Below are 18,399 nucleotides of genomic sequence, written 5' to 3' on the forward strand. Positions count from 1 at the left end.
CTAGTCTCCGTTGCCGTTACCCAGCAGGGTTTGCACCCGGCTGACCAGTTCGCGGGTCGAGAAGGGTTTGGTGATGTAATCACTGGCCCCCAGTGCCATCCCTTTCTCCTTTTCCACCTCGCGGCCATGGGCGGTGAGCATGACCACCGGCAGCTGACGGGTGGCGTCATCGGCCCGCAGCTGCTCCAGCAGATCAAAGCCGCTCATGCCCGGCAGGCTGATATCCAGCAGAATCAGATCCGGCACCTGCTGGCTGATCAGTACCTGAGCCTGCTCGGCATCTTCCGCCGTCGAGACCTCGAAGCCTGCCTGCTGCATCAGAAACTCCAGCGACAGCAGAATATTCGGTTCATCATCGACAACCAGTACGCGGGGCATAATCTCTCCGGCTTTCAGTGGGTTAGTTTCAGTCTAGTGTGCATCAGGCAAAAGGAAAGGGGCAGGGTGCAGCGCCAGACTTTAGTCGTGCGTGAACGTGAGATATACGAAGGGCAGTGTCAGGGGGCAGTGCTACCGGTATTTACCGGCAGCACTGAGTGGCGGGCGTCAACGGTCAGCTCAGTTTGAATTGCTGTACGTTATTCTGCAGCATGCTGGACAGGCGTGCCAGTTCCTGACTGGCTGTTGTCACCTGACTGGCGGCTGCGGCGGTCTCTTCAATCGCCTGAGTGATATTGGTGATATTGCGATTGATCTCATCCGCTACCGATGACTGCTGCTCGGCAGCGGTTGCGATCTGAGCATTCATGTCATTGATGGCCGCTACCGATGCGTTGATGGTCTGCAGTGCTTCACCGGCCTGAGTCGCCTGAGTCACGGTTTTCAATCCGCTGGCCTTGCCTTCTTCCATCTGACGCGCTGCAGCATTTGAGCTGTGCTGAACCTTGTCGATCCGCTTCTGAATATCTTCAGTGGAGTCCTGGGTTCGGCTGGCCAGCGAACGGACTTCGTCCGCAACCACGGCAAAGCCGCGACCATGGTCGCCGGCACGTGCAGCTTCAATGGCAGCGTTCAGCGCCAGCAGGTTGGTTTGCTCGGCAATCTCCTGAATTACATCGAGCACTGACCCGATCTCCTGGCTGTCCTGAACCAGTTCCATCATGTTGGAAGCCGATTTGTCGATTTCGGATGCCAGCTGGTGAATAACCTCAATCACACCGTTAACAACTTTCAACCCGTTATCGGTTTCGCTGTTGGCGGTTTGGGCTGCTTCGGCAGCCGCAGCGGCGTTGCGGGCCACATCCACTACGGTGGCAGCCATTTCGTTCATGGCGGTGGCAACCTGAGTGATCTCGGCCTGCTGTAGCTGCACCTGAGTATTGGTCTGAGTGCTTGATGCTGAGAGCTCTTCAGCTGCAGCCGATACCTGAACCGATGCATCAGCAATCTGTTTCATCATGCTGCGCATGGTCGTAACCATTTCTGCGAAGTAGGCCAGCAGGCTGTCCTTATCGCCTTCACGCAAGATGATTTCGGTGGTCAAGTCACCCTTGGCAACCTTGTTGACCACATCTTTCACCATGGCAGGCTCGCCACCCAGCTGGCGCAGAACCTTGCGTGAAATGAACAGGCCTGCGCCCAAAGCCAGCAGGAAGCCGAAGGCCACCCCTATGATGATGATGGTGACGGCAGTATTCGCACCGGCAGCGGATTCTGCTACCACCAGGTCAGTCAGCTCCTTGTTGCGATCAATCAAGTCCTGCAACTGCTGTTCAACCTGTTCAGATGGTCCGATTACATCTCTGAAAGCCTGTTGGTACTGGAAATACAGCGGCTCATAGGTGCTGCTGTCAGTGGCCTGGGATAGTTGCAGCATCAAGTCATCAACCGGACGGTAACTTTGACGCCACGCGTCGAGGGTTTTCCTCAAGCGCTGATAAAGTTCTTCACCACGGTCTGTGCGCGGGATGAGCGTGTACACAGCGAGCACCTCATCCAAATGCTCCCAAGATGCGTTGCGAAGATTGATATTCTGCTGATGTGCTTTAGTGGCCGCTTCAGAGTAGTAGCGGTGTTCAAGTACCGACAGGCCCTGCACACGGATCTGTAGCCGTTCAGTATTGACTTGATTGAGCAGATCGATTGCCGAGATGCGTGTCCCGCCAATCTGTTCGATATCGTTTTTCATATCCATGGCTGCACGTATGCTGATCAGGCCGACAATCAACATGATAACGGCCACAATCGCAAAACCGCCGGTGAGCATGGTGCTTAAGCGCAATGTTCGCATGACAAATTTCTCCATTCCTGTTGGATGAGACGCTCATAGATCCCTTGTTCTGATCCGGCGAGCGAAACGCCTTTAAGCTATTTGGAGCAGGTGAGGTAGGTTGAAAACCTGAAGGCCACATCATTCAGACGTGGCAGTTGCGGCAGTTTTATTGTTCTGGCTCAAAGAACTTACTACATAGTTCTAATTGAGAACAACCTGAAGTGTTCCCATAAACCATCGCTATTCTGCGATATTGAGGCTAGATCTGGCATAATGCGCCCCGTTCATTCAGCAGCTTCAGGAGCCACCATGTCCCTGCCCGGTCACGAAATCTATCGCGGTTATGACGAATTCGGAGCCGTGCGCGTGCTGGACGATGGCGACAAGCGCTATCTGGCCTTTGGTGATCAGGACGAGCAAAGCTGTTGTCTCAGGAACGAACCGCTGCTGCCAGAGCATGAATATGTACGGGCCATGCTGCTGGTGTTGCTGTTCGCCGAGCCAAAGCAGGTGATCAGCCTGGGCCTGGGGGCCGGGGCGCTCAACACCTGCCTGCATGGTCGCTTTGCCGGCTGCAAACAACAGATTGCCGAACTGCGCCCGGAAGTGGTCGAGGTGGCCTACCGCTTCTTTCAACTGCCACGCGGCAAGCGGATACAGGTCCACACCCAGGATGCCCTCGGGTTTCTGCGCCATGTGGAAACCCGCAAGGCCGACATTATCTTCAGTGACATTTATGGGGCCGAAGGGCTCAGCGATCAGCAACTGGGTGAAGAGTACCTGACCCTCTGTGCCGAGCGCCTGAAGCCGGGTGGCTGGCTGGTGATGAACCTGTGGCGCGAGCATCAGGGGCCCGACACCCTGGAACTGCTGCTGCAACAGTTCGGCACGATTTACGGCTGCCACACCCAAAGCGGCAACTGGATCGTCTTCGCCGCTGAAGATGATCACGGCCAGAGCCAAAGCCAGCTGGAAAAGCGCGCCCGCGTGATCAGCCAGCAGCTTAACTTTTCTCTGCTGCCATTTTTGAAACGCCTCAAACCCTTCCCCTGAAACTGCACTCACGCAGGAGATCCGACATGCCCCGAATCATCCCTGTCGATTTTGAAGGCCTGCACAAAACCGCCATCTGCTCGATCCGTGAAACCGTGTTCGTGCAGGAGCAGGGCGTTCCCGCCGAGCTGGAATACGACGGGCTGGACGCCAGTGCCATGCACGTACTGGCCTATGTAGATGACCAGCCGGTTGGCACCGGGCGCATACTCAGTGACGGTCATATAGGCCGCATCGCCGTGCTGAGCACCCATCGCGGACAGGGTATCGGCGCTGAAATCGTACAGGCCCTGACCGAACAGGCAGCAACAGCCGGGCATCAACGCGTCTACCTCGGTGCCCAGCTACACGCCACCGGCTTTTACGAACGCCTGGGCTTTGCACCTTACGGCCAAACGTTTATGGATGCCGGTATTGAGCATATTCATATGGAGAAACACCTGTAACCAACCCTGTTGCCAAACGCGCACATCTGGGGCAATCTTGAAACCTGCCAGCGGGAAGTCGGCAGCCACAATGACAGGGAAAAGAGGAAGGGTCGATGACCGGGACGGTTTGCAGTTTTCATATTTCAGCAGTTGATCATCTTCTTTCTGGCAAGTGCCCATCCCGTATTGCTTTGGTCTGTACTCGGTTGAACCGCAGCTATGGAGCTGTTTTACCTTTTTCTTCTGAGAGTAGCGTTTCGAGTTCAATGAAATCAGTGGGTTATGGCTGGCTCAGGGAAAATAAAAGGTATACCTGATAATAATTATTATGAGGTCAAAGACCTCATTAACAGACTGTTATGATCATTGAGGTTTAAGTGGCATTAAAAAAGACAGTAAAGGATAAACTCGTTAAAGGGTTCAAGGATGACTTGGGCAGGGCGAGAACAGTATTTGATCGAATAGCGCTGAACGGGGCTTACCAAGACGGCGATGGGTTTCGAAAGTTAATGAATCACGACCGCAGGGATATAGCGCAGTACGTATTTTTTGAGATTGCAGCACAGTACGAGGGGTTCTGTTGTGAAGCTTTCAAAATAGAAATTCGGCACAGGTTTGGTGTGGAGCCCCAGCGGGCCGTTCATCTGATGGGGTCATCGGATAAAGGTCTTGCCGGCGTTATGGGCTGGGCGTCTCCGCATCAAGTCCAGTCGAGGGCGCAAGCTCTTAATGGAAAAAATGGTTTCTTCGGCAGATTCGAGAAGGTAATAACGAAACCAGTCTATGATCGGCTCGCTCACGCGCATAAAGTCCGAAACCGTATTGCTCATAACGGCGGGAAAGCTGTTAAAGACTACAACAAGATCTTGCCTCAAATGCAGGTCCCCCAAGGAGCAAGAAAAGGTCTGAGTGTTGGGCGGCTACTGATGGATTATCCAAGCACGTCACCAACCGGTCAGAGATGGTTCAATCTATTTCTGGACGCTTATGAGCTGGTAGTGAATGAGTATGATAAGAGCATTGTCATTCCATCATAACCAGTCGCTGTTGCCGGACAATTTTTCCACCGCTGCGCGGTTCCAAAATTGCCGCAAAGCTTCGCGTTAGCTGCATCTTAGTAGATAGGAAATTTAGTTTGATGTTTAAAGATCAGGTGATAGATAGAATTAACAAAGAGTTCGGGCTGCCATCGCGTGAGACGGTGAAAGTCACTGCATGGGATGTTGGAAGTAACCTCGGTGTAGTAGTTCAAACAGATCAACCAAATAAAGATGATTATGCTTTTGTATGGCTGCCATACCCTCCAGATTCGGAATCTGTACCAGAAATAGCTCTGGAATATGCAGCTGAATCTGGTCGGCATAGTAATACTTATCCATCGCCAGGGTTAGGAAAGGGAAAGCCTGCTCTAAAACTAATCATCACGAGTACTGAAGAGCTTGATGATCTGATAGCTCACATCAATGCTTTTAAGTCTTTTCAACCACTACCTGATTTCAAGGCTAAGCCACGCCAGGATTTACAGCCTGAGCCTGTCACTGACGAAAGTTTGATTCGTGTCGATATATCGTCAATGCCTATTTCTAAGCCAGTGAAGCCGCGCCGAGAGGCCATACCAAGAGCGGTTCAGAGGGAGGTTTGGCAAAGGGATGGAGGTAAGTGCGTAGAATGTAGCTCCAATGCAAAGTTATGCTTTGATCATATTGTTCCGTTTTCGAAAGGTGGGAGTAATACGGTTAGGAACTTGCAATTACTTTGTGAGCGTTGCAACTTTTCAAAAGGTAACAGATTATAGTCAGCTAACAATCGCAGGCACGGTGACGGCTTTTACATTGCGGCTGCGCCTCCATTACAAAGCCGCACGTGCTGCGGGCGTTAGATTTCAAGGAGAGTGCATGACTACGAATTACTTTGAACAGTTAAAATCCGAACTTGAAGCCTTTCGGTCTCTTTCTTCAAGAGGTGGCCATCTTGGTTTCTTCGGGCAAGAGGTGCTTCGCTTTCATTCAATTGCTGGCACCTTGGTGGAAGGATGTGATTTTCGCCTGGATGAATCGGCCAATACTGATGAGCGCTATTTCACTCATATTCTCGTCAGGTCGTTGCTAGAAAATTACTTTTGGACGATATACCTGTTCGATGATTCAGCACAGACAAGTAACCGATACGAAGAGTTAAAGAATTCCTTTAAGCGGGACTACGTGAAGCTTCTGAACGAGAATCATCTTCCGCATAAGGACCAACTCGAACCAGCTGATCCTTCTTGGTCGGCTCTACCGAGAGTGCTTGATGTCAACAGCATGATGGCACAGTCAACAAACGACTATGGTGATCGACTGAACTACCTATATTTCGTATATCGAATCACTAGCTTCGATACGCATGGAAAAAACCTGGGCGCAATATTTCAAGACGTGTTCGGAAAGACCTGTAATTTTCCCGTCCTAAAAATTGGATACACCATTGAGCTAATGGCTAATCAGTACCTCGTGGTTCTGCAAGAGCTTCGTTCGCGAGATGAAATCTAACAATGCCAAGCACAGCGACGGCTTTTCCGTTGCGGCTTCGCCTTCACTACAAAGCCGCGCGTGTTGGCGGCGTTATGCGTTTTGAAGTTATTACAACAAGGATATAAAAATTGAGTGATATTTTAGATAAGCTATTCAGCGGTATGTTGTTGATTTTTGCCATAGCAGTTGGCTTTTTCGCATGGACACAAGGCATAAAAAGCAATGTTGAGAGCGTGAAAAACTCAAAACAAATTCAAGTTGTCATTGAAGAATACAATGACAAAATTAATAGCCTTACATATAAGATTGAAACGATTGACTCAAAGCTAAATTCAATCAGTGACCTCACCTTAGGTGAGAAAGAAGCTCTAGATGTAAAGCTGCAAGTGGCAGATATTAAAAAGCAATACGAGCAAGTAACTTCGTTAATGAAGATCGTGCAAGATGACCCAGAAAAAGTATTTGAATTTAAAGATATTAAGTTAAAACAAGAGACTGATACTAAATTGTTCGAGCAGAAAATAGCGTCTCTGGATAAAACTGTTTCTATTCAGCTAAGGTCTCTCACGTCCCAAATTGAGACTGCAAAATTCTATAACAACATTCTTATTGGTATTGTAATTCTGATGCTTGGTGTCATTTGGCGTCAAAGTAGGTTGCAACATACGCATAACAATCAAATTCAGCCGACGCCAAAAGACGGCGCGGCTGATTAGGGCGTTATGTATTCTAATATGGAGTATCTATGGACATAGCTTCAATTTCTTCAGCATTAGGTAGCATCAAAACGGCTACGGAAATAGCAAAACTTATAAAGAATAGTGATCTTTCTCTACAAGATGCCGAACTGAAATTGAAGCTGGCTGACCTTGTAAGCTCTCTCGCTGATGCAAAAATGGAGATCGCAGAGATCCAAACAGAATTAATAAAGAAACAAGAAGAAATATCAGAACTCGAAAGCCGGCTTAAACTAAAAGAGCAAGTGAATTGGGAAGAGCCTTATTACTGGCTTGGAGCTGCGTCAAATAAAAATGGTCCATATTGCCAGAAATGCTTTGATGGCGACCATAAGCTGATTCGATTACAAGGAAATGGTGAGGGGTACTGGGAGTGTAAGGTCTGTAAATCTACATATACTGACTCTTCTTATGATTCCGGTGCATTCATTCAGATGTCATCAGGTCGGTGGGATGACTACTAAATACATAACAAGTGACTGTGGTGTCCAGTTAAATATTTAAGCCATATTTTCGCCCCAGCGTGTCTCATTCTTGAGCATGGTGTTGAGTACCACGATCAGCTTGCGCATGCAGGCAATGATGGCCACTTTGGGCAGTTTGCCCTGGGCTTTCAGATGCTCGTAGAAGCGTTTGAACACAGGGTTACACTGGATTGATGACAGCATCGCCATGAACATGACCGTGCGGATACGGTTACGGCCTCCGCGGATGCGCCGTTTGCCATTCCAGGAGCCGCTTTCGCGGTTCATGGGTGCGACACCGACGAGTGCAGCGATCTCTTTGCGGTTGAGTTTGCCAAGCTCTGGTAGATCGCTGAGCAAGGTATAGGCGAGGACTTTACCGACGCCCGGCACGCTGGTCAGGATCTCCGTTTTGGTGCGCCAGTGTTTGACCTGCATGACGGCTTCATCGATCTGTTTGGTGATGGTACTGATTTGGGTTTGTAATGAGCGAAGCAGTGTTTTGATGGAACGATGCAGCGCTTTGGGCAAGATTTGGAGTCGGTTTTTCTCCATGGTTTGCATCTCAAGTAGCTGGCTGCGGCGAATCAGTAAGTCCTTGATAAGGCGAGACTGTTTATCAGGAATTGGCTTAATGTCAGGCTGTATGGTGGCGGCAAAACGGGCGATGACACTGGCATCGATCTTATCCGTTTTAGCCAGTACGCCAATTGCTTGGGCATATCGCCTTATGCTGATTGGATTGACCACGACAATGGGAAGATTGGCCTGGTCACAGGCGAACACGAATGCGTGCTCATGGCGCCCTGTGGCTTCGACCACAATGCGTTCGATGTTGCGCTTTTTCAGCACATGAACGACCTTGAGAATGCTTTGCTCGTCGTTCGAAATTTGGAAATGGAGGTCCAGCGGATGCAGGACGATATCGAGTTTGGATTTACCGACGTCTACGCCGACGTTGATTTGGATTTGGCTTTCTGTGTGTATGGTCATAAGCTAACTTTGCCTTGCTATGCGGGCTCGGGGCCCCGATGACTGTTCGAGTTATCGCTAACGAGTCATGCAGCGCTACGCACTTGTTATCGGTCTCTCGCAAGAGGAGCCGGCCAATCATCGAGCTGCTGCATGAAGGCCCTCAATGGCCGTTGAGGGTGGGTCCCAATTTACCCGGAAAACGCAGAGAATTATCCATACAAGGCCAAGCAGCATCGCGCACTACGTGCGCTGGGACCTCGCTACGCTCGGCCGCTGTTGGCAGCGTTATGTTGCTTTATCGAGTTCAGCTTGAACTCAAAGAATTGGCAGTAAATGTAAACATGGAGATTAATGCTGACATCTCGTTTGGGTTGGAATTCCAAGTGACTGAGCTAATTGAAACTATCAACGATGGCGTAAAGAAAGCAAAGGAGCTTGTTATGAAAATATCAGACGTTAAATCATGTGTATGGTGCGGAATGGCGTTCTTGCGAGGCCACGGTGGGACATTCCAACCCTTACGAGAGATGGTGTATTAGTTTAAGTGTTTGCAGCCAATAGGGACGTAGAGAGGTTCGAGTCCTCTCCCTCGCACCACATTTTTAATACGGTAGTGCCAAAGCAACATAACAAGTTGCTGTTGTCGCCACTATCGTGGCTGGGACTGCCTACGCTACGCTTCGGCAGCCCCAAAGCAAGGCGTTAGGTGAGAGTAATGAGTGCTTCAGAAAAGTTGGCAGAGGCTCGATTTTTTCTCGAACTTCTTGATGCCCTAGAGAGCCGCAACTCTCCGCTCACCAGAGATGCTACATGCGAAAAGGAAGCATCCTATCTGTTGAGCGCAATATTAAATGCACTGTATTCAGCACTGGAGCAGGCTAAGCCTATAATTGGCGTTGATGCTCTTAAAAAATATAAAGATGAAAACACATCAATTTTTAAGGGCAAGGGTGGGCTAAGGAATATAACTGTACATGATCGACATGTGAGCCCGGATTTTTCAGGTTATATTCCACCTGCTCCAAATGCTGTAAATTTCGATATGCGGGCAAAGCCTAAGCTTATTGAGGAGGTAGAGGAATTTACCCCAGACGGAGTGATCAAGGTGACTCTGGGGTCAAGTCACTACGTTGATCTTGGAACCGGGTTAAAAGATCTGACAGAGCTTTGCTTTGAGCAGTTCTATCGATTAAGAGAATTCCTTAGATACCATGAAGTTATCACCTAACCAACGCAGGCACGGCGACGCCCACTACATTGCGCCTTCGGCTCCATTCCGTGGGCGCGCATGCTGCAAACGTTAACCCTTCAAGCCATCCTTCTTGCATAACTCCGTCAATGACGTATATTGGTAGTCATGTTTACCATCATCGAAACCCCTACATTCGAAGCAGATGCCAGAAATATCTGGACTGAGGAAGAAAGGAATGCGTTCTTCGCTTGGTTGGCAGCCAATCCGGAAATTGGCGACCCAATTCCTGGTAGCGGCGGTTGTAGAAAAGTTCGATGGTCGGTAGCGGGTTCAGGGAAGCGTGGTGGGGTGCGAGTCATCTACTTCACCAGGTTGGCTAGTGGTGAGATCTGGTTATTGGTGATCTACAAAAAGGCCGTCTAGGAAAACATATCCGCGCATATCCTGAAGTCGATACGTGAGGCGCTGGAAAATGAGTGACGAGACCCTGAGTGCAGAGGAGCTTGGCAACAAGTTGCTCCAATCTGTTAAAGAAATGAAAGCAGGTAAAGCGGCGCGAATCAGTCGTGTTGAGCCTAACGAGGTTGCGGAGGCGCGCGGCAAAACTGGGCTAACCCAGGTTGAGTTTGCTGAGGTACTGCATATTTCTCCACGTACCCTGCAGGAATGGGAGCAAGGTCGACGTAAACCTTCTGGTCCGGCAAAGGCGCTCATCGACATTGCGTTTCGCCATCCCGAGGTTATTCGGGAAGATCTCGAACTCAGGGGTTAACCAGCGGCTGTTGTCGGGCGCCCCTGTGCTGGCGCTCCGACACGCCGCAAAACCATAGCGTTACCGCGCCATCTTGCGCATTTCGCTGAGTTGAGCCTGGCATCCATGCTCGCGAAGAGCGCTGCGGTAAAACCCCACACCTCCCTTTGCACGATACTGGTGCCGGCAGCTGCTACGCTGTCACTGATTGAAACATTCAGGGGGGCAGACCGATGCCATACGATAACAATTCAGACCTGCCGGACAGTGTGCGCGACAATTTGCCGGCTAAGGCTCAAGAGATCTATCGCAAGGCGTTCCATTTCGCCTGGGATGAATACAGTGATCCTGAAGATCGCCGGGGCGATGCGGGGCGGGAGGAAACGGCCCACAAGGTGGCTTGGGCTGCTGTCAAAAAGGTATATCACAAGGAAGGCGACAGGTGGGTAAAGGATTAAGACGGGCTGACCACCCGTCTGCATGAAGCCCCCCCAAGGGCGGACGGTATCATGCGTGTTTCTGATTCGGTAACCCGTTGCATGTTTTTTGCATATTAAATTGGCTGTTGGCGGATCTGTTTATGTTGCTGAAAGGATGAAACATGCATATTGAAATCGTACGGGCCGATTATGAAAACAGTCGGCACCGGTTGGATATCCCGTTCCTGCTGAATGCCTATGCCTGCGATCCGATGGGCGGCGGCGTGCCGCTGAAAGATGATGTGATGCACCGTCTGGTGCCGGCGCTGTCTGCCGTATCCCATGCGTTCAGTATACTGGCCTACGTGAATGACAGGCCGGCCGGTCTGGTGAACTGCTTTGAGGGGTTCTCAACCTTTGCCTGCAAGCCGTTGATCAATATTCATGATATTTGTGTACTCAACGAGTACCGGGGCATGGGCTTGAGTCAAAGGCTTCTGGAGGAAGTGGAGGCCGTGGCGAGAGAGAAACAGTGCTGCAAGATCACACTGGAGGTGCTTAGCAACAATACCGTGGCGAAGTCCGCCTATGAGAAGTTCGGCTTCTCCGGTTACGAGTTGGACCCCAGGGCGGGGAGTGCCGTGTTTTGGCAAAAGAATCTGGGTGATGTTTGATCGGGCCGATCGGGATAGGGATTCTTCCACCGCTTTGCGCTATAATCGCGCCTTTCTTAACCCCTGTCGGCGTTCGCCCTCAGGCTCAATCCTGAACAGTTGATCCCTATGTCTGCACACACACCCAAAGTTGGTTTTGTCAGCCTTGGCTGCCCCAAGGCGCTGGTTGATTCCGAACGTATTCTGACCCAGTTGCGCTCCGATGGTTACGAGGTGGTGCCCTCCTATGATCAGGCGGATCTGGTGGTGGTGAACACCTGCGGTTTCATCGATGCGGCCAAGGCGGAATCGCTGGAAGCGATTGGCGAGGCGCTGAACGAAAACGGCAAGGTGATCGTGACCGGGTGCATGGGCGCGCAGGCGGATGAAATTACCAATATCCATCCGCAGGTGCTGGCCGTGACCGGGCCGCAGCAGTATGAGCAGGTGGTGGGTGCGGTGCATCAGTACCTGCCCAAGCCCGAGCGCAAGCATGAGCCGTTCATCGATCTGGTGCCGCCGCAGGGGATCAAGCTGACGCCGCGTCATTACGCCTATCTGAAAATATCGGAAGGCTGTAACCACCGCTGTACCTTCTGCATCATTCCGTCACTGCGCGGCGATCTGGTTTCGCGCCCGGTAGGCGATGTGATGGATGAGGCCGAGCGTCTGGTGAATGCGGGTGTACAGGAGCTGCTGGTGGTGTCGCAGGACACCAGTGCCTACGGGGTGGATACCAAATACCGTACCGGCTTCTGGCAGGGGCGTCCGCTCAAGACTCGCATGAAGGAGCTGTGCGAGGCGATAGGCGATCTGGGCGCCTGGGTGCGTCTGCACTACGTCTATCCCTATCCGCACGTGGATGACGTGATTCCGTTGATGGCCGAGGGCAAGATCCTGCCCTATCTGGACATCCCGTTCCAGCATGCACATCCGGATGTGCTGCGTGCCATGAAGCGTCCGGCCGCCAGCGAGAAAACGCTGGATCGCATCAATGCCTGGCGCGATATCTGCCCTGACATCACGCTGCGCTCCACCTTTATCGTCGGCTTCCCGGGCGAGACTGATGCGCAGTTCGAGTACCTGCTCGACTTCCTGGATGAAGCTCAGCTCGACCGTGTGGGCTGCTTCACCTACTCACCGGTCGACGGCGCCACCGCCAACGCGATTCACCCCGCTGTACCTGAAGAGGTGAAGGAGGAGCGTCTGGCGCGCTTTATGGAGAAGCAGGCGGCCATCAGTGCGCGCAAGCTGCAGCAGAAAATCGGCCGCGAGCTTGAAGTGTTGATCGACGAGGTCGGTCTGGATGGTTCCATCGGTCGTACCCAGGCGGATGCGCCGGAAATCGACGGTCAGATCTATCTGCTGGATGATGTGGACGTGAAACCGGGTGACCGGGTGCGCGTGCGCGTAACCGACGCCGATGAACATGACCTTTGGGGCGAGCGCATCGGTCGCTGATCGTTCCCTGATTAATGATCCATCGTTAACCCGGGTCCGTAATACACTGGCCCGGGTTTTGCTTATGGGTAAGCCACACAGCCGCATGTTTTCCGAGGTATTTATGCAACACACGCTTTTTCCCTGGTTTCAGCCGATCGTGGAGATTGCCACCGGTCGGGTTGCCGGCTACGAAGCCTTGGCGCGACGCAGGGATGACAGTGGCAAGATCGTATCGGCTGGCGGGCTGTTTCAGGACCCGACCCTTTCACCGGCTGAGCGGTTGCAGCTGGACCGTAGCGTGCGCCGTCAGGCGCTGAATGCCTTCCTGTCAGCCCCGGAAGATACTTATCTCACCATCAACCTGTCGCCGGAGTGGATCGATGCATTGGATCCGCTGGAGCCGTTGCCAACATTGGAGATGATGCGTGAGGCCGGTGTGGACCTGAGCCGTGTGATTGTCGAAATCACAGAGCATGGGGGCGGGATTGATCGTATTCACCACTTGGCTCGCCGTTACCGTGCCGAAGGGGTGCGGGTGGCGCTGGATGATTTTGGCACCGGTTTTCAGCAGCTGGACCGGCTGCTGGCGTTTACGCCAGATCTGCTCAAGATCGATATGCGGATGTTCAAGAACAGTGCATTCGGGCACCAGGAAAGTGCACTGTTGCATACGCTCGGCGATATGGCCTCACGGCTGGGCAGCAAGCTGATTTTCGAGGGCGTTGAAACGGAAGAGGAGTTTTTTCTCGCGCTGCAGTGCAACGCCAGTTATGTGCAGGGGTTCATTTTTGACCCCGCGCTGCCCGATTTTCTGGCACCGGATGCCTGCTACGACCGCGTACAGCAGTTGCTGCAGCGTTATCTTGAGCAGATGATTGAGCAGTCGGCGCGGCGGCAGTGGCATCTGGAAGGTTTGCAGAGCCAGTTGTTGGCGTTGCGTGATCTGTTGCTGGCGGGTGAGGGGGCTGAAGCCCTCAGGCACTACTGCCCGGATGCGGCCATTCTGCGCTGCTTTATCTGTGACCGTCAGGGGCTGCAGGTATCGCCCAACTATGAATACCGTGACGGCCAGTGGCACGAGGATGTGCGAGTGATCGGCCACAACTGGAGCTGGCGTCCCTGGTTCTATCAGTTGGTTGCGGCTGAGGATTATGAGCGGCGGATTCTGCGCTCGGCGCCCTATATGGACATCAGTGGCAACCAGCGCTGCTTTACCCTGACGCTGGCGCTGGACCAGCAGCGGGTGCTGCTGGTGGATGTGCTGGATCAGCTGGCCAGCGGTGATCCGATTTCGCCGCAGACTTCATTCCACAGCGATTTGATGCCTGACTTGTCCTGATCGCTGAGCTGGTCAACGCTGAAGGCGCTGTCGAGGCTTTGCTGCAGGTCATGCAGGAAGGCTTCGCCTGATTCGGGCAGTTCAGCCGCCACCAGGTTCAGGTGGCTGATCAGATAGCTGCAGTAAAACAGCTCATCGGGCTTGTCCAGCGCAGCCTGTTCACGTGCCAGCAGGCGGTTTTCGGTTGCGCTGATCAATGCTTCACTCATGGTGTCTCCAGATTTTTCAGCAGCAGGCCATAGGTTTTGCCATCGGATTCTGTCTGCTGCAAACGAACGATGAGGTAGTCCAGTTCGGGGGCGAACCAGATCAGGGTTTCCCGATCTGAATCTTCGCCACGGTCGCGGACAACACGTACCGCATTAAACGTACCGTAGGGGGTTTTGACCTGTTCTTCGCCGGTCACGGCAAAGGCGTAGGTTTTCACTTTGCCGCCATCGGCTACCAGATAGGACATGCTCTGCAGGCCTGCCTTCAGGTCGAGCCGCATCTGCAACTGGTAACTCAGTTTGTCCTGAGTGCCGGCTTCGATGGCCATCTTCCAGGGCTTGTCCTTGACCACATTGGTGGCCTTGCCGGCCGGCCAGTCAAAATCGATGCTGGCGCGGCGGCTTTTGCCCAGTACCTTGCGATGGTAATCGTATTTGATTGGACGGATCATCTCGCCGCTGCGGTAGTCGAACTCTGACGCCTCGCGTATCCCTGCCATCATGGCGGACGCTTCAGAACTGAAGTGCCAGTGGCCGTTGGCTTCACGGCGCAGTTCGCGCACCGCTTCGCCACTGAGAGATACCCCCAGATCAAACTCGGTCGTGTAGACCGCCTTGAACGGAGGCAACGGGTCGGTTTCAGCGAAAGCGGGTGCGCCTGTCAGCAGCAGGGCGGACAGCAGCGCTGTCTTGAATGTCAGGGTCATGCAGCCTCCATCGGTCAGTTGCCGTATTGGAAACCTGTAGCGGGAAGAGGTTCCCCATCCAGCGTCACGCCTGCATCGGTCAGTACCAACCGGTCGGTGCAGAACCATTCTACCGCCAGCGGGTAGATCCGGTGTTCAAGTGCATGTACGCGCTGTTGCAGACTGTCGGCAGTTTCATCCGTGGTGATGGGTACGCTGGCCTGCACAATGACAGGCCCGCCATCCAGCTCCTCGGTGACGAAGTGCACACTGCAACCGTGCCTGTCATCACCGGCGTCCAGCGCACGCTGGTGCGTGTTCAGCCCCTTGTACTTGGGCAGCAGGGAGGGGTGAATGTTGAACAGGCGGCCATGGTAGTGACGGACCAGCTCGGGCGTCAGGATGCGCATGAAGCCGGCCAGTATCACCAGATCAGGCCTGTAGCTGTCGATCAGTTCCACCAGTGCCTGATCAAAGGATTCACGGTCGGCAAACTGTTTGTGGTCGAGCAGACGGGCATCAACACCCGCCTGTTCTGCCCGGGTCAGGCCGTAAGCATCGGGGCGGTTGCTGATCACCGCCACAATGTTGCCGTCGATCTGGCCGTCAAGGGTCTGATCAAGAATGGCCTGCAGGTTGGACCCGCTGCCCGAGATCAGTACTACGATGCGTTTGGATGCCATGCTCAGGCTCCCTGACGCAGCTCAACCTGTTCTTCGCCTTCGGCGGCCGCTTCGATCTGGCCGATCAGCCATGCGCTTTCGCCTTCACCCTGCAGCAGGGCGATGGCGGCATCGGCCTTGTCAGCCGGAACGGCAATGACCATGCCTACGCCACAGTTGAAGGTGCGGTACATTTCACGCGCATCCACGTTGCCTTCAGCCTGCAGCCACTGGAATACCGGCGGCAGGGTCCATGAATCGATGTCGATCACGGCTTTGGCCGAAGCGGGCAGTACACGCGGGATGTTTTCCAGCAGGCCGCCACCGGTGATGTGTGACAGGGCATTGACCTGGGATTCGCGGATCAGCTTCAGGATCGACTTTACATAGATGCGGGTCGGTTCCAGCAGGGCGTCTGCCAGTGTCTTGTCACCCATCGGCTGCTGCATATCGGCATTGGCCACTTCCAGAATCTTGCGGATCAGGGAGTAACCGTTGGAGTGCGGGCCGGAAGAGGCCAGGCCGATCAGGGCATCGCCTACCTGAACCTTGCTGCCGTCAATGATTTCGGACTTTTCAACCACGCCCACGCAGAAGCCGGCCAGGTCGTAGTCATCACCTTCATACATGCCCGGCATTTCAGCGGTTTCACCGCCCACCAGCGCGGCACCGGCCAGCTCGCAACCGGCACCGATGCCGGTGACAACGTCAGCGGCCATGTCGACATTCAGATGGCCAGTGGCATAGTAGTCGAGGAAGAACAGCGGCTCGGCGCCGGCCACGACCAGATCGTTGACACACATGGCGACCAGATCGATGCCGATGGTGTCGTGCTTTTTCAGGTCCATTGCCAGGCGCAGCTTGGTACCAACACCGTCGGTACCGGATACCAGTACCGGCTGCTTGTAGCCGGCCGGCAGTTCGCACAGGGCACCGAACCCACCCAGTCCACCCATGACCTCAGGACGGGCAGTGCGTTTGGCGACACCTTTAATGCGCTCGACAAGCGCGTTTCCGGCATCAATATCAACGCCGGCATCCTTGTAGCTCAGGGAAGTTTTTTCAGAACCTGTAGACATGGGTGAGTCAACCTTTAAAGCGGGTAAATAACGGTAAAAAATTATCGCGCTAGTTTATCAGGTTGCGGGCGCTCTGTGTTAGAGTTACGCGCGTCATTTACACGCCGTATGTTTTTCCTCGGTATCGCGAACCATAAGACGCTTGCAGTGATTCAAAAAGAGAAAAGCCGTTCTGCTGCACCTGTGCAGTTACCTCTGGGAATAACGCTGCGGGATGATGCCCGCTTCGAGAACTTCGTCTGTGGCCGCAATGGACTGGTGTGCGCTGCACTGGAGAAATCGGTGGCCGGTTTTGGCGAGCAGTATCTCTATCTCTGGGGGCATGCGGGCACGGGCTGCTCGCATCTGTTGCAGTCCTGTTGCCATGCATCCGACCCGGTTCGCCGCAGTGCCGTCTACCTGCCGCTGGCCGAGCTTAAACAGTATGGCCCCCAGCTGCTGGAAGATTTCGATCAGCTGGACCTGGTGTGCATCGATAACCTGGAACAGATCGCCGGTGACTCGGAGTGGGAAGAGGCGTTGTTCCACCTGTATAACCGGATGCGCGCCAACGGCCATGTCTTGATCATCGCCGCCAGCCTGCCGCCGGCCAAGCTCGGTATTCGGTTGGCCGACCTTGAGTCACGCCTCAACTGGGGCATGGTGTTTCAGTTGCAGCCACTGGATGACGACACCAAGGTGGTTGCCCTGCGTGCACGCGCTCAGGCCCGTGGCCTGCAGTTGGGTGATGATGTGATTCGTTATCTGATGCATCACGGCAGCCGCAACATGGCGCACCTGCTGGTGACGCTGGACAAGCTGGATGTGGCCTCGCTCAGTGCGCAACGCAAGATTACCGTACCCTTCGTCAAACAGGTCATGAACTGGTGAGCCATCCGGACACCGCACCTGCCTTCCGCATCATTGAACGCAATGCCCGCTTTGTCGTGATCGACAAGGCACCGGGCATCAGTATGCATAAGGATGATCAAGCCGCCGGTCTGGCAATGTTGCTGGCGCGTGAGTTGGGGCAAGCGGTCTGGCCGGTGCATCGGCTGGACCGAATCACGTCCGGACTGGTGGTGTTTGCGCTCTCGGCGGACAGTGCCGCTGAGCTGTCGGCGGCATTTGCAACTCAACAGGTCAGCAAGCTGTACCTGGCCCTGAGCGATCACAAGCCGCGCAAAAAGCAGGGCCGTATCGAAGGCGGCATGGTTCGCAGCCGTCGCGGCAGCTGGAAGCTTACCCGTACAGACGAAAACCGGGCGCGTACCGAGTTCTACAGTGCATCGATCCAGCCGGGCCTGCGCGCCTTTCTGTGTCGCCCCTATACCGGTAAAACGCATCAAATCCGGGTGGCCCTGAAAAGCATCGGTGCGCCCATTATCGGTGATCCGATCTATCATGAAAAAACGGATGCGGCCCGACCGGACCGTGGCTATCTGCATGCCTGGCAGTTGAGTTTCAGTCTTGCAGGTACACCCTGTGCGTTCCGCGCTGATCCTGACCGGGGTGAGCTGTTCAGGTTGCCCGAGATGACAGCGCTGCTGGCGGGTGACTGGCGTGATCCTTTTGCTCTGCGCTGGCATGGTGCTGCCGGCTGATTTA

General features: G+C 53.6%; 22 protein-coding genes. 15 read left to right on the top strand and 7 right to left on the bottom strand.

The window, feature by feature from the left end; translation table 11 throughout:
• Positions 1–378 carry a response regulator transcription factor gene (locus tag ABIE60_RS12375; protein WP_354469747.1) on the bottom strand — a complete coding sequence of 126 codons (378 nt, stop codon included), beginning with the start codon at positions 376–378 and terminating at the stop codon, positions 1–3.
• A 175-nt stretch (positions 379–553) separates the two neighbouring features.
• Complete coding sequence (locus ABIE60_RS12380) at positions 554–2,230, bottom strand: methyl-accepting chemotaxis protein (protein ID WP_354469748.1); 1,677 nt, start codon at positions 2,228–2,230, stop codon at positions 554–556.
• Between the two features lie 291 nt (positions 2,231–2,521).
• Here ABIE60_RS12380 and ABIE60_RS12385 point away from each other — a divergent pair, with 291 nt between their 5' ends.
• The 7 genes from ABIE60_RS12385 (at position 2,522) to ABIE60_RS12415 (ending at position 7,404) form a co-directional block, all read left to right on the top strand.
• The gene (locus tag ABIE60_RS12385; protein WP_354469750.1) at positions 2,522–3,265 is read left to right on the top strand and encodes a spermidine synthase; all 744 of its coding nucleotides are present in this window, start codon (positions 2,522–2,524) and stop codon (positions 3,263–3,265) included.
• A gap of 26 nt (positions 3,266–3,291) precedes the next feature.
• Positions 3,292–3,711, top strand: a complete 420-nt coding sequence (locus tag ABIE60_RS12390; RefSeq protein WP_354469752.1) for a GNAT family N-acetyltransferase — start codon at positions 3,292–3,294, stop codon at positions 3,709–3,711.
• Positions 3,712–4,070: 359 nt separating this feature from the next.
• Positions 4,071–4,730, top strand: coding sequence for a hypothetical protein (locus tag ABIE60_RS12395; protein WP_354469754.1), 660 nt, complete (start codon positions 4,071–4,073; stop codon positions 4,728–4,730).
• A gap of 101 nt (positions 4,731–4,831) precedes the next feature.
• Positions 4,832–5,488, top strand: a complete 657-nt coding sequence (locus ABIE60_RS12400) for an HNH endonuclease (RefSeq protein WP_354469862.1) — start codon at positions 4,832–4,834, stop codon at positions 5,486–5,488.
• Positions 5,489–5,588: 100 nt separating this feature from the next.
• Positions 5,589–6,221 carry a hypothetical protein gene (locus ABIE60_RS12405; protein ID WP_354469755.1) on the top strand — a complete coding sequence of 211 codons (633 nt, stop codon included), beginning with the start codon at positions 5,589–5,591 and terminating at the stop codon, positions 6,219–6,221.
• A 110-nt stretch (positions 6,222–6,331) separates the two neighbouring features.
• A complete protein-coding gene (locus ABIE60_RS12410) occupies positions 6,332–6,919 on the top strand; it encodes a hypothetical protein (protein ID WP_354469757.1) in 588 nt (195 codons plus the stop codon).
• A 29-nt stretch (positions 6,920–6,948) separates the two neighbouring features.
• The gene (locus ABIE60_RS12415) at positions 6,949–7,404 is read left to right on the top strand and encodes a hypothetical protein (RefSeq protein WP_354469759.1); all 456 of its coding nucleotides are present in this window, start codon (positions 6,949–6,951) and stop codon (positions 7,402–7,404) included.
• Positions 7,405–7,440: 36 nt separating this feature from the next.
• On the opposite strand, the gene ABIE60_RS12420 is transcribed toward ABIE60_RS12415, so the two are convergent.
• Positions 7,441–8,391 carry an IS110 family RNA-guided transposase gene (locus tag ABIE60_RS12420; protein ID WP_354469863.1) on the bottom strand — a complete coding sequence of 317 codons (951 nt, stop codon included), beginning with the start codon at positions 8,389–8,391 and terminating at the stop codon, positions 7,441–7,443.
• Positions 8,392–9,094: 703 nt separating this feature from the next.
• Here ABIE60_RS12420 and ABIE60_RS12425 point away from each other — a divergent pair.
• The 6 genes from ABIE60_RS12425 (at position 9,095) to ABIE60_RS12450 (ending at position 14,176) form a co-directional block, all read left to right on the top strand.
• Positions 9,095–9,607: a hypothetical protein gene (locus ABIE60_RS12425; protein ID WP_354469761.1), complete on the top strand. Its 513-nt coding sequence runs from the start codon at positions 9,095–9,097 to the stop codon at positions 9,605–9,607.
• 436 nt (positions 9,608–10,043) lie between these two features.
• A complete protein-coding gene (locus ABIE60_RS12430; RefSeq protein ID WP_354469763.1) occupies positions 10,044–10,343 on the top strand; it encodes a helix-turn-helix domain-containing protein in 300 nt (99 codons plus the stop codon).
• Positions 10,344–10,555: 212 nt separating this feature from the next.
• On the top strand, positions 10,556–10,780 hold the full coding sequence (locus tag ABIE60_RS12435) for a ChaB family protein (protein WP_354469765.1): 225 nt from the start codon (positions 10,556–10,558) through the stop codon (positions 10,778–10,780).
• Between the two features lie 143 nt (positions 10,781–10,923).
• Entirely contained in the window at positions 10,924–11,415 is a 492-nt protein-coding gene (locus ABIE60_RS12440; protein WP_354469767.1) for a GNAT family N-acetyltransferase, read from the top strand.
• 108 nt (positions 11,416–11,523) lie between these two features.
• The gene (rimO, locus tag ABIE60_RS12445) at positions 11,524–12,855 is read left to right on the top strand and encodes a 30S ribosomal protein S12 methylthiotransferase RimO (RefSeq protein WP_354469769.1); all 1,332 of its coding nucleotides are present in this window, start codon (positions 11,524–11,526) and stop codon (positions 12,853–12,855) included.
• A gap of 64 nt (positions 12,856–12,919) precedes the next feature.
• Positions 12,920–14,176: an EAL domain-containing protein gene (locus ABIE60_RS12450; protein ID WP_354469770.1), complete on the top strand. Its 1,257-nt coding sequence runs from the start codon at positions 12,920–12,922 to the stop codon at positions 14,174–14,176.
• On the opposite strand, the gene ABIE60_RS12455 is transcribed toward ABIE60_RS12450, so the two are convergent.
• From ABIE60_RS12455 to purM, 4 genes are read right to left on the bottom strand one after another with little or no spacing between them, the layout of a single operon-like run.
• Entirely contained in the window at positions 14,104–14,385 is a 282-nt protein-coding gene (locus tag ABIE60_RS12455; RefSeq protein ID WP_354469772.1) for a YfcL family protein, read from the bottom strand. The two genes, ABIE60_RS12450 and ABIE60_RS12455, sit on opposite strands and share 73 nt — an antisense overlap.
• Complete coding sequence (locus tag ABIE60_RS12460) at positions 14,382–15,092, bottom strand: DUF3108 domain-containing protein (RefSeq protein WP_354469774.1); 711 nt, start codon at positions 15,090–15,092, stop codon at positions 14,382–14,384. Before ABIE60_RS12460 ends, ABIE60_RS12455 begins: the two co-directional genes overlap by 4 nt.
• 14 nt (positions 15,093–15,106) lie before the next feature.
• Positions 15,107–15,754 (bottom strand): phosphoribosylglycinamide formyltransferase, encoded by a 648-nt coding sequence (gene purN / locus ABIE60_RS12465; protein ID WP_354469776.1) that lies wholly within the window; start codon positions 15,752–15,754, stop codon positions 15,107–15,109.
• A 2-nt stretch (positions 15,755–15,756) separates the two neighbouring features.
• Positions 15,757–16,812 (bottom strand): phosphoribosylformylglycinamidine cyclo-ligase, encoded by a 1,056-nt coding sequence (purM, locus tag ABIE60_RS12470; RefSeq protein ID WP_354469778.1) that lies wholly within the window; start codon positions 16,810–16,812, stop codon positions 15,757–15,759.
• Between the two features lie 147 nt (positions 16,813–16,959).
• Between purM and hda the strand changes: the two genes are divergently transcribed.
• A complete protein-coding gene (gene hda / locus ABIE60_RS12475) occupies positions 16,960–17,682 on the top strand; it encodes a DnaA regulatory inactivator Hda (protein WP_354469780.1) in 723 nt (240 codons plus the stop codon).
• Positions 17,679–18,395 carry a TIGR01621 family pseudouridine synthase gene (locus ABIE60_RS12480; RefSeq protein ID WP_354469782.1) on the top strand — a complete coding sequence of 239 codons (717 nt, stop codon included), beginning with the start codon at positions 17,679–17,681 and terminating at the stop codon, positions 18,393–18,395. Before hda ends, ABIE60_RS12480 begins: the two co-directional genes overlap by 4 nt.
• Positions 18,396–18,399: the final 4 nt, after the last annotated feature.

The organism is Marinobacterium sp. MBR-109 (assembly GCF_040547565.1).
Classification (GTDB): domain Bacteria; phylum Pseudomonadota; class Gammaproteobacteria; order Pseudomonadales; family Balneatricaceae; genus Marinobacterium.